This is a genomic window from Micromonospora sp. NPDC050980 (genome assembly GCF_040653835.1).
Lineage (GTDB): Bacteria > Actinomycetota > Actinomycetes > Mycobacteriales > Micromonosporaceae > Micromonospora.
Map to the genome: position 1 here is coordinate 301,017 of NZ_JBFAGS010000004.1, position 10,812 is coordinate 311,828.

The window sequence follows — 10,812 nt, forward strand, 5'->3', positions numbered from 1 at the left end:
CCGTCGTTCCGACTGAATGCCCCGAAGGTGCCCAAGGAGTACGGTGAGCCACCCTCAGCCTCCGTCCGGGTCGCAGGACCCGAACCAGCAGCCGCAGGAACCGCCGACAGAGGCGTTTCCCACCGCACCGATGCCGCCGGTGTCCGGCAGCCCCTGGGCGCCGCCCGCCCCGGACGCGCCGCCGGCGCCCACCTCGGGTGCCCCCCGGCAGCCGACCTCCGACGCGCCGCAGCCGCCCACCTCGGGTGCCCCGTATCCGCCGCCGGGTAGCACCTTCCCGCAGGCCGGTGGCGAGTATCCGCCGCCCGGCGGCGGCTATCCGCCCCCGGGCGGCGGCTATCCACCTCCGGGTGGCGGGTATCCATCCCCTGGTGGCGAATATTCGCCTTCGGGTGGCGGGTATCCGGCTCCCGGTGGCGCCTACCCGCCACCCGGCGGGACGCCGCCCTACCCGCCCACCTCGGGCGCGCCCTATCCCCCGCCGGGGCAGTACCCCCCACCGGGTGGTGGGTACCCGGCCGGGCCGTACCCGCCCCCGCCGCCGGGACAGCCGTTCGGGCCGGCCAAGAAGTCCAGCAAGAAGGTCTGGATCACGATCGGCATCGTGGCGGTGGTCCTGCTGCTGCTCTGCTGCGGGGGCGGCATCTTCGCCGTCTACAGCGGGGCGAAGAAGACCCAGGAGGCGATCGACAGCGTTCCCACCCCGGGCATCACCTACCGCAACCCGGTCGACGACCCGCCGACCGGCGGCACCTCCGCTCCGCCGCAGCCGGGCACGACCGACGACGAGACCTTCAACATGCCGGCCGGCGACAAGCTGATCGTCAACGACGACGACGGCACCGTCGAGATCACGGTCGGCAACTTCCGGACCAAGGACGCCGCCTGCCGGGAGTTCATGCCCGGCCCGAAGAACGGCATGTTCCTGATCGCCGACGTGACCGCCGAGGTCACCAAGGGCACCGGCTCGATCAACCCGTTCTTCTTCACCTGGAAGGGCGCGGACGGCACCGAGGAGAGCGGCATCGGTGGCGCCTTCTCCGGCTGCGGCAAGCTGATGACCTCGGGTAACAACCTGCCCGCCGGCTCCAAGCGCAGCGGCCAGCTCATCTTCGACGTCAAGGACCGCAACGGCGTCGTCGAGTACGAGCACCACCTGCGTACCGCCGGATCCTGGAAGCCCTGACCCCGCGCGAGGGGGGGGCCGGTCCCGGGTGGGACCGGCCCCCCGTCGGTCGTTGCGCAGGCCGACTCCCGCCGCAACCCAGCCGGCTGACTCCCGCTGGCCTCCCGAGATCTTGGTACGACATGGCCCCCAGAGGGGCCAGAATCTACCAAGATCTCTTGGGTCAGCAGCATCCGATCAGCCGGGTACGTGCCGCACGCGCGGCACTCGCGATTCCGGCGACCGGTGTTCAGCGTGGACCGAGCGGCTTCCGCGGGCACGACGGTCGGTCCGATTCCCGCGACCTCCGTCATCGCCCACGCGCGGAGCGGCGTCACGGAGCGCTCGGTTGACCGCTAGCGAGTATGCGGAACACAAGCAGACTGAAGCGCGTGACGCATCCATCAGCACCGAATCGTGCCGGATCTGCTCGCCCCACGACACAGTCGCGGTGGCAGCGGCTCTCCGGCGGCGCGAAGATCGCGGTCGTGTCTGCCGGCGTGGTCGTGCTCTGCTGCTGTGGCGGTGGGCTCGCGGCCGTCGGCGGCTCGTCGGACGGGAAGCCAGCGGCGCTCGTCTCCGCCGCGCCCGCAACGACACGGGACGCCGGCCCGGCGCTGGCCCCCTCCCCGTCCGTCTCGCCGTCCGGTTCGCCGTCCGTCGCAGCTACGACCGACCCGCCGTCGGCGCCCCCGGCCACGCGGTCCCCCCGACCGACGACCCGGACGGCCACCGCGAAGCCGACCCCCAGACCGAAGCGCACCACTGCCAAGCCCGCGCCGAAGCGGACCGCGAGCGCTCCCCGCACCACGAAGTCGTCGAGCGGCACCACGAAGGGCAGCGTCCACCCGGGTGCCTTCTGCGCCCCGGAGGGAGCGCTCGGCCGCACCGTCAAGGGCACGTTGATGCGCTGCACGCGCAAGGCCGGCGAGGACCGGGCGAGGTGGCGTGCCGCCTAGGGCCGGTGGAGTCGCACCGGACGTGGTTGTGCGTCGACGATCGGTCCGCCCCACCTCTGCCCGCCACAGCATGTCGGGAGGACGGTGGCACGGCCTCCTCACACCTATGCTGGGCCGGTGGTTCTCACGGACGTGACCGGCTCCTGGGCCGGCACCAACGGCTTCCGGATGATGCCCGCCGATCCGCTCGTCGAGTCACCGGCGACGCTGACCGTCGCGACCGCCGCCGGTGGTCACCTGACCACTGTGGCGTACTCGTGGGCGCATCCGGCCGACGGCCCGCAGGACGGCCTGCTCGTCATCGCCGCCGGCGAGTCGCCGGGCTCACTCGTCGCCTGGTGGGGTGACTCGTGGCACCAGCAGCCGACGACAATGGCACTGACCGGCGCGGCGGGCGGGTCGAGCGCTGTCGAGTTGACAGGTGAATACGGCGGCGGTTGGGCCTGGCGGATCGCGATCGAGGCGGTCGAGCCCGGGCACCTGCGGATGCGGATGGACAACGTCGTGCCAGACGACCAGGCCGGTCCCGACGTGCCCGCCGGGGCCTACCCGGTCATGGTCACCGACCTGCGCCGCACCTGACCGCTCCCCGGCAGCGGAGGCTGCCGGGGAGCCGGGCAGGTGTCAGCTCACCGTGCCGGTGACGGTGCCGCCGGACCTGGTGACGTGGTAGGTCAGTTTCGTGCCGCTCCAGAAGTGGAACGTGAGGGTGACCCGCTGACCGTCGTTGACCTCGGCGAAGAACTCCGGCTTCAGCGTGATCGTGTTGCTGCTGTAGTTCGGCGCGAACGTCACGTCGAACTCCTTGAACGAGGTCCAGTTCTGCGGGCCGGCGTTGCTGCCGTCCGCGTACTTCGCCTCCATGGTGGCCAGTTGGTCGCCACGGAACTGCGCCGGCAGATCGAACCCGCTGGTCGGGCCGGTGGCGTTGCCGAGCACCGGCGGGTCGTACGTGATGATGCTGATCCGCCATGGCACGCCGGCGGAGAAGCGGGCTTGGAGGTTGGCGTTCACGCCGTAGGCGCGGGAGCCGACCAGCCGGGTCAGCGCGGACGCGGTGAGCGTGAGCGTGTTGCCGGAGACCGTGTAGTCGGTGCCGTTGACCAGGTCGGTCGTGCCCTGCCGCAGCCCCTGGAACGTGGTGCCGTTGAGGTTCAGGGTCAGGCTCTTGGCGGTGATCGTGCCGGTGCGCGGCACGTACACCTGGTCGCTGGACGCGGTGCCGGAGCGGGTGGTCCAGCTCGACCTGATCTGCGCGAACAGCTCCGGGTCCTGCCACCCGAAGGACGTGCGGTCGAAGTGCTGGCCGTTGTCCCAGAGCTGGGTGGTGAGCTTGCGGCTACGCGCGTAGTGACCGAGGAACTCGAAGAACTTCAGCTTCTCGCCCTGCTCGATGGTGCCGGTGTGGCGGTCGAAGCCGAGCAGGCCGTACTCCCCGATGATCACCGGGATGTTGCGGGCGACGAAGGCGTGGTAGACCCGGTCGAACTGGTCGGTCAGGTCCTGCTGCACGGTGGCGTCGAATGTCGTGCCGCCGGCGATGTTCACGCTGAACGGCCAGTAGCCGTAGAAGTGGACGGTGGCGACCAGGTTCGGGTCGTTCAGCGCGTTGAACGTGGTGACCAGCTCGTCGACCCGGGCCTGCTCGGCCGAGGTGTGCAGCGTCGGCAGGACGAGCAGCCGGGTGGCGTTGTTGCCGCCGGACTGGCGGACGATCCGCCGGAACGAGGTGTTCAGCTCGTTGAGCAGGGTGGCGTTCTGCGCGTCGCCGGAGCTGCCGGTGAACTGCGGCTCGTTGACGCTCTCGAAGACCAGCTTCGACGAGGAGTCCTTGAACGCGCCGGCGATCTGCGCCCAGAGCGCGTTGTAGCGGTTCAGCACCGTGGTGCGGTCGGTGGGCATCGTGTTGATCCACTGCCACGAGTCGTGGTGGATGTTGATCACCACGTAGAAGCCGTCCGCGAGGGCCCAGCCGACCACCTCGCGCACCCGGCTGAGCCAGGCGGCGTCGATCGTGTAGTTCGGGGCAGCGCCGTGGTGGTTGCTCCAGGTCACCGGGATACGGATGCTGTTGAAGCCCTGTGCCCGCACGTTGTCCAGCAGCGCCTCGGTGACCCGCGGGTTGCCCCACGCGGTCTCGTCCGCGCCGACCGCGTCGAACGAGTTGCCGAGGTTCCAGCCGGGCTGCATGGCGGCGACCGCGGCCATGGCGTTGCCGGCCGGCGGGGGCGTGGTGGGCGGCGGGGTGGTGGTGGGTGGCGGGGTGGTGCCGCCGACGCCGCCGGTGCAGGCGACCCCGTTGAGCGTGAACGAGGTCGGTGCCGTGTTGGCACCGGACCAGGAGCCGTTGAAGCCGAACGAGACGCTGCCGTTGGTGGCGATCGCACCGTTGTAGCTGGCGTTGGTGGCAGTGACCTGCGCGCCGGAGGCGCTGATCGAGGCGTTCCACGCCTGGGTCACCTGCTGGCCGGACGGGAACGTCCAGCGCAGGCTCCAACCGTTGACCGGATCGCCGAGGTTGGTGACGTCGACGTTGGCGGTGAAGCCGCCGGCCCACTGGCTGGCGGTCTTGTAGGTCACGCGACAGCCGGCCGCCGCCTGGGCGTTGGTCGCCAGGAGGGCGGTGCCGGCCACGAGTGTCGCGGCGGTGGCCGCGACGAGGCCGACCCGCATTCGGGCCCGCTTCGCGGTACGGGAGAAGCCGAGCATCGTGGTTCCTTCGGGTGGTGGGTGTGCGCGTGGACGGAACAGGCGGGGCGCACACCCGCCCAGCCGCGAGACTAAGTTTGGAGTCCAAACTTTGTCAATCGGCGTCGATAGATGCCAGGCGCGCGGAGTCTGAGCGGCGGTAGAACCTGCTCTGCGCGCTCCGGTCGGTGATCGCTTCCCCTGCTGCGCCCTCGATCAAGATGGCCTCGGAGGCGACCGAGGCAGCTCCCACCCCCGGCTCGGCGAGCAGCTGCAGTTGTGGTGCGAGATCGAAAAAGGCCGTCTCCGACGAGCGGAAAACGGCCTTTGATCCGGGTGGAGCTGAGGAAATTTGAACCCCTGACCCCCGCGATGCAAACTGGCCCGGCACACGCCGGTTGGATCGGGTGTCATCCGAGGTCGTCCGGCCTGTCGGGGTCGCTCGGGGTCGGGTTCGGTGGGTGGGGTTGCTGTACTTCGCTGCTGTACTGCTCGTCGACGAGGAACTGTCTGAAGTGGGTGCGCATCTCCAGCCAGTGGCGGTGTTCGTCGCAGGGGTGGAGTCGGCCGCAGCGGCACAGGCTCAGGGCCGTCTCGGCGTGCTTGGTCAGCAGAATGTCCGCGTGGGCCACCTGTGCTCTGGCGTACTCGCGGAAGGCTGCTGAGGTGTAGATGGCTCCCATCGGTCACCGCCTCGCCCTGGGGGTGTGGCGGTGGTGCCAGAGGACTTCGGCGACGGCGTCCACGGGGTCGATGTCGCCGGCCGCCAGGCGTTCGCGGGTGACGGCGATCCACGGCGGCGAGGCGGGGGTGGCTTCGCCGCAGGCGGTTCTCAATCCCTCCTGAGCGAGGCGGGCCAGCCGGCAGGGGTCGCGTTGGTTCGTGTGCCAGCAGCCGGTGGCTACGCAGAAGCCGGCGTTGTCGGGCCGGTGGGCCTCCCAGAGAGCGCGGGCCAACCGCCACAGTAGGCGGTGCTGGCAGCCGGCGGGCGGCTCCACGGGCGGGTTGTCGACATCGAAGGACATGCGCCGACCATCCCGCCCGGCGGCGGGCCGTTCCATGGCCAGGGGTCATGTCACGGTGACATGGGACGGCTCGACCAGCGGGAACGGGTCGCCCTAGGCTGTCGACCTGAACACTTTGAGTAGTCGGAACGCGACGCTGGGAGCTGCCGTGCTGCTCGATCCGCTGCGGATACCGGAGGGTGCGTGGTCGCACGGCGAGGTGCTGACCGCCCTGGCCGCCCGCGACATCGGCGGGCTGTTCCGCTGGATCACCAATCTCACCGGGGCGAGTCAGAGCCGGATCGGGGCTGCGGTCGGGCTGGAGCAGGGCTACGTCAGCCGGTTAATGGCCGGACGCAAGGTCACCTCGATCGACGTGCTGGAGCGGATCGCCGACGGCTGCCGGATGCCCGACCAGGCGCGGATCACGATGGGACTGGCACCCCGACAGGCTGTTGCGCCGGCCGACCTTGAACGGCGTATTCCCAGCGAGTCGCCGGCCAATCGGACCTGGCAGGAGGACGTACGTAGTGCGGCAGAGCTTTGGCGAGGTGACGTGAACCGTCGAGACGTGCTCCGGCAGGTGGCCTTCAGCTCCGCCGGCTACACCCTGCCGGCGCTGCGCTGGTTCACCGCACCCGACCCGGCCCCGGTCACCCAACCCGGACGCAACACGGTCGGTCAACCGGAGATTGACACCATCCGGGCGATGACGGCGACCTACCGCCAGTTGGACAACCAGTACGGCGGCGGGCACGCCCGCGACACCGTCGCCCGCTACCTCCACCAGGAGGTGACCCCGCTGCTCACCGACGGCCGCTACGACCACCCCACCGGGCAACGGCTGCTCAGCGCCGCCGCCGAACTGGCCCAACTCGCCGGCTGGCAGGCGTACGACACGGCCGAGCACGGCATCGCCCAGCGGTACCTCACCCGCGCCCTGGACTTCGCCCACGCCGCCGGAGACGACGGCCTCGGCGCGGAGATCCTCGCCGCGATGAGCCACCAGGCCACCTACCTCGGCCACACCGCCACCGGCCTCGACCTCGCCCGCGCCGCCGGCCGGACCGCCCGCCGCGCCGGGGTTCCAGTCCTGACCGCCGAAGCTCACGTCATGGAAGCCCACGCCCTGGCCAAGGCCAACGACGAACGGGCCTGCGCCACCGCCCTGCATCAGGCGGAACAGGCTCTCGACCGGGCCGACCGCAGCGGTGATCCGCAATGGCTCAGCTACTTCGACGAGGCATACCTGTCGGCCAAGTTCGGCCACTGCTTCCACGCCCTCGGCCGCAACACCCACGCCGAACGCTTCGCCGCCCGATCCCTACGCATGGACAACCGCTACGTACGCGGCCGAGCGTTCAACCTCGCCCTACTCGCCAGCGTCCACGCCCAGCAGGGCGAACCCGACCGGGCTTGCGCCGTCGGCGCGGAAGCCCTGACTTTGACTAACCAGCTCCGCTCGGCCAGGGCCGTTCGCTATGTCCGCGACCTGCAAGCGCAGCTCGCCCCACACCGGCGGCTACCTGCCGTCCGGCACTTCACCGGTCGCGTCGATGCCACTCTCGGCCCTCGACGCTGACCGTCACAGCTCTCCCCGGGCCTTGCGAGCGGCCAGCTCCAGCACGGCAATCACCGTGCCGGCACCGACGATCTCATCCCGGGACACCAGCGCGTATGCCTCGTCGAGCGGAATCCAGGCGACCTGCTCGGCCTCGTTGATGTCCGTGGGTTCGCCGATGTGCTCAGCCTGGCGGGCCAGAAACAGCAGGTTCTCAGCGTCGGCAGTGCCGACCCAGGGTTGAAAGGACAGCAACGGCTCGACTGCCTGGGGTCGCCAGCCGGTCTCCTCCTCGACCTCCCGCACGGCGCACTGCGCCGGGTGCTCGTCGTCGTCGACGTAGCCGCCGGGCAGCTCCCACACCCACCGGTCGAACACGAACCGGTGCCGCCGCATCAACAGCAGGCGCTCCTGGTCGTCGAGCACGGCGACCATGGCCGACCGGGGAGCCCGGATCACGTACTGCTCGAACCGAACCCCATCCGGCAACTCCACCTCGGCGATGCTCAGCCGCGCCCGGCGCGTATCATCCACCACCCGCTCGCCGTGGATGGTCCACCGGGTCAACTCCGTCGCCTGTTCCTCCACCACCCCGCCAGTATCCGCGCTGAACCCTCACCACGCGCCGCTGGCAACGCTTCCTGGGGGCACTGCTCGGGCCGCCGCCCAGTCGACGAGCACCCCACGGCGACCCCCGTCGGGGGGATACGGACACAATCTGCCGGCTGCTGCCACCTGACATCGTCTCGTGCGGGACTGTAAAACGAACGAGACAGAGCCGCTCATCTGACAGACCCCCTACCTCGCCATCCCGATGCTCCTATGGATGTCAAGCTTCGCTGGCGGCTGTCTGGCCAGCAAAGCTTGATCCTTCGCGAGGGAACGATCACGGTGCGTCGATGAGCGCTGGTGCTGTCATCCCAGGGCAGCTCCGGATCGGTGAGAATGTCAAGCCCCGGGTTTGGTGCGCCCTCCGCTCCCGCCGGGAAGATCAGCAGCGACACCGCGACTACTCCGGGCGGGCCTGGCAGGACACCGGCCTGGTCTTCACCACCCGACTCGGCACCCCGGTCGAGCCAAGAAACTTTCACCGAGAGTTCAAGACCCCGTTGCCGCAAAGCAGGCGTCCGGGAGATCTCGGTGCACACCACCCGACGCACCTGCGCCTCCCTGCTGGTGGCCCTCGACGTCCATCCTCGGGTCACCATGCAGATCCTTCGGCACAGCCGGATCGCCGTGACCATGAACATCTACAGCTAGGCCACCTCGGCAGCGATGCAATCGGCCCTCAAGCGCCTCGGCGAGCAGTTCGACACCTGAGCGATCGCTGCTGTACAAGATCTACAAAGGCCGTCTCCGACGAGCGGAAAACGGCCTTTGATCCGGGTGGAGCTGAGGGGATTTGAACCCCTGACCCCCTCGATGCGAACGAGGTGCGCTACCGGTCTGCGCCACAGCCCCTCCGCCGGCGGACCGGCGTTGATCCCACCCGGCTCGCACCGGGCGGGTCGGCGACAAGGCTAACAGGTCGCCCGCCCGCTACGCGAACCGCCCCACCGCGGCCCGGCGACGCCCACTTCGGGGAGGTGGCGGCATCCAAGGCACCCGGATACCACCCCCTCCCCGAACTGGAGTCGATCAAGGCCGTGGAGTCGGCCAAGGGCGGTCAGGCGCCGCGGCCGGACTGGTAGGGACGCCCGCGCAAGCCGCCCGCCCGCCGGTAGGACACCGAGCCGCCGCTCGCGGCCGGCGGCAGGTCCGCCGGACGGTCCAGGCCCATCGCGGTACGCCGGACCGCTTCCCGCTGCGCCGCCAACCGGCGCTGCGCCTCCCGCCGGGCCGCCGCGCGCCGGGCCTGTTCGCGGCGCACCTCGGCCTGGCGGGCAGCCAGCCAGGCCGCCTCCCGGGCGTCCGCACGCCGCCGCCGGCGCTCGGCCAGAGCCCGCTGCCGCAGGTGTACGACGTACACGACGAGCAGCGTGCCGGTGACGGAGACGCTGATCCAGAACCCGGGGCCGACGAGCATCACACCGACCAGCTCGACGAGGTTGAGCAGGAGCAGCGCGGCGAGCACTCGGCGTCGGCGGTAGACCGCCGGGGTGTGCCGGCGTCGGGGCGGGTGCCGTCGGCGGGACTGGGCCGGAACCGCCGAAACGGGCCGGAGTCGGCCGGAGCGCCGCCGGACGGGCGGAGCGGAAACCGGCCGGGCAAGACCGCCCGTGTCGGAAACTTCACTCAAGGTGACAACAAGCGCGCGCGGCGGGTGCAGCGGTCGCCGTCCGGGCACGGTGCGCCGACGACGCTCGCGCTGGAGCACCCGCGCCGTCGACTGCGCCCGCTCCGCCACCAGCCGCTCGGTGGCGTCGTACCGGCGGACCAGCGCCGGAGCGAGGGCGAGCAGACCGGCGGCGGCGAGGACGGCGAGGAGCACCGACGTCGGCACCCTCACCCCTCCCGTCACCAAGTTCGGGGCGAGCGCCACACGGCCGCAACTTCTTCCGTCGACTCTCGTTAACGGCGCACATCATGCGGGCGGGCAGCGCTTGCCACAGCTTGCAGTTACTTGAGGTTACGGGCCGCCGACCCGGTTCACCGTGCGCCGCGCCGGGCGGTCGCCGCCCGAACGGCTCAGCGCCGGCTGTCACGTACGCGGTGCCAACGGGCCAGCAGCCCGCCCTCGGCGGCCACTTCCTCGCCGGTCATCGCGTATCCGATGTGGTCCCGCCAGGCACCGTCGATGTGCATGTAGCGCAGGTGGTAAGCCTCCTCGCGGAAGCCCAACTTCTCCACCACCCGCCGGGACGGGACGTTCTCCGGCCGGATGTTCACCTCGATCCGGTGCAGGCCGCCGGGACCGAACGCATGGTCGACGGCGAGCGCGACCGCGGTCGGGATCACCCCCCGCCCGGCCACCCGCGAGTCGACCCAGTACCCCACGTACCCGGAGCAGAACGCCCGCCGGACGATGCTGCCCACGTTGAGGTGGCCGACCAACTGCTCCTGCCCGTCGACGCGCAGGCAGACCGCGAACGGCATCCCGTCGCCGGTTCGGGCGGACCTCCGCTGGTCGGCGTGGACCAGTCGGAACGCGGCCGGCGAGTTCGTCTCATCCCAACCGCCCGGCACGTGCGACTCCCACGGGGCCAGCCAGTCCCGGTTCGCCCGCCGGATCGTCGACCAGGGCACCGCGTCGGACCGCCGGTAGGGCCGCAGCACCACCGGACCGTCCACCAGCACCGCCGGCCACCCCGGCGCCCGCCGGAACATCACCGGATCAGCCTTCCGTTCGCGACTGCGGGGCTCCGCTTCGCTGCACTCCTCGCGCTCACCGAGCCCGAACCGTTCGCGACTGCGGGGCTCCGCTTCGCTGCACTCCTCGCGCTCACCGAGCCCGAACCGTTCGCGACTGCGGGGCTCCGCTTCGCTGCACTCCTC

Annotated in this window: 10 protein-coding genes and 1 tRNA gene; 3 read left to right on the plus strand and 8 right to left on the minus strand. The window is 70.7% G+C overall.

Annotation, left to right across the window (positions count from 1 at the left end):
• Positions 1–43: 43 nt before the first annotated feature.
• Positions 44–1,186: a hypothetical protein gene (locus AB0H28_RS09750; protein WP_358036462.1), complete on the plus strand. Its 1,143-nt coding sequence runs from the start codon at positions 44–46 to the stop codon at positions 1,184–1,186.
• A gap of 313 nt (positions 1,187–1,499) precedes the next feature.
• Here AB0H28_RS09750 and AB0H28_RS09755 read toward each other — a convergent pair whose 3' ends face one another.
• A complete protein-coding gene (locus AB0H28_RS09755; RefSeq protein ID WP_358036464.1) occupies positions 1,500–2,081 on the minus strand; it encodes a hypothetical protein in 582 nt (193 codons plus the stop codon).
• Positions 2,082–2,241: 160 nt separating this feature from the next.
• On the opposite strand from AB0H28_RS09755, the gene AB0H28_RS09760 reads away from it, so the two are divergent.
• Positions 2,242–2,706, plus strand: coding sequence for a hypothetical protein (locus AB0H28_RS09760; RefSeq protein WP_358036466.1), 465 nt, complete (start codon positions 2,242–2,244; stop codon positions 2,704–2,706).
• Between the two features lie 42 nt (positions 2,707–2,748).
• Here AB0H28_RS09760 and AB0H28_RS09765 read toward each other — a convergent pair whose 3' ends face one another.
• From AB0H28_RS09765 to AB0H28_RS09775, 3 genes are all read right to left on the minus strand, one after another.
• Complete coding sequence (locus AB0H28_RS09765) at positions 2,749–4,833, minus strand: cellulase family glycosylhydrolase (RefSeq protein ID WP_358036468.1); 2,085 nt, start codon at positions 4,831–4,833, stop codon at positions 2,749–2,751.
• A gap of 389 nt (positions 4,834–5,222) precedes the next feature.
• Positions 5,223–5,495, minus strand: a complete 273-nt coding sequence (locus tag AB0H28_RS09770) for a hypothetical protein (protein WP_358036470.1) — start codon at positions 5,493–5,495, stop codon at positions 5,223–5,225.
• 3 nt (positions 5,496–5,498) lie between these two features.
• Complete coding sequence (locus AB0H28_RS09775; protein WP_358036472.1) at positions 5,499–5,837, minus strand: hypothetical protein; 339 nt, start codon at positions 5,835–5,837, stop codon at positions 5,499–5,501.
• Between the two features lie 148 nt (positions 5,838–5,985).
• Between AB0H28_RS09775 and AB0H28_RS09780 the strand changes: the two genes are divergently transcribed.
• A complete protein-coding gene (locus AB0H28_RS09780) occupies positions 5,986–7,398 on the plus strand; it encodes a helix-turn-helix domain-containing protein (protein WP_358036474.1) in 1,413 nt (470 codons plus the stop codon).
• 3 nt (positions 7,399–7,401) lie between these two features.
• Here the strand turns inward: AB0H28_RS09780 and AB0H28_RS09785 are convergent, their stop codons facing one another.
• The 4 genes from AB0H28_RS09785 to AB0H28_RS09800 all read right to left on the minus strand — a co-directional run bounded on the left by AB0H28_RS09785 (position 7,402) and on the right by AB0H28_RS09800 (position 10,644).
• Positions 7,402–7,968, minus strand: a complete 567-nt coding sequence (locus AB0H28_RS09785) for an NUDIX hydrolase (protein ID WP_358036476.1) — start codon at positions 7,966–7,968, stop codon at positions 7,402–7,404.
• Positions 7,969–8,764: 796 nt separating this feature from the next.
• Positions 8,765–8,838: transfer RNA gene (locus tag AB0H28_RS09790), tRNA-Ala, on the minus strand.
• 205 nt (positions 8,839–9,043) lie between these two features.
• On the minus strand, positions 9,044–9,826 hold the full coding sequence (locus AB0H28_RS09795) for a hypothetical protein (RefSeq protein WP_358036478.1): 783 nt from the start codon (positions 9,824–9,826) through the stop codon (positions 9,044–9,046).
• Between the two features lie 179 nt (positions 9,827–10,005).
• Positions 10,006–10,644, minus strand: a complete 639-nt coding sequence (locus AB0H28_RS09800; protein ID WP_358036637.1) for a GNAT family protein — start codon at positions 10,642–10,644, stop codon at positions 10,006–10,008.
• Positions 10,645–10,812: the final 168 nt, after the last annotated feature.

What these genes read in the sequence shown, in the direction of transcription:
- AB0H28_RS09765 (WP_358036468.1), bottom strand. Translation starts at nt 4,833, where the DNA reads ATGCTCGGCTTCTCCCGTACCGCGAAGCGGGCCCGAATGCGGGTCGGC.
- AB0H28_RS09770 (WP_358036470.1), bottom strand. Translation starts at nt 5,495, where the DNA reads ATGGGAGCCATCTACACCTCAGCAGCCTTCCGCGAGTACGCCAGAGCA.
- AB0H28_RS09775 (WP_358036472.1), bottom strand. Translation starts at nt 5,837, where the DNA reads ATGTCCTTCGATGTCGACAACCCGCCCGTGGAGCCGCCCGCCGGCTGC.
- AB0H28_RS09800 (WP_358036637.1), bottom strand. Translation starts at nt 10,644, where the DNA reads ATGTTCCGGCGGGCGCCGGGGTGGCCGGCGGTGCTGGTGGACGGTCCG.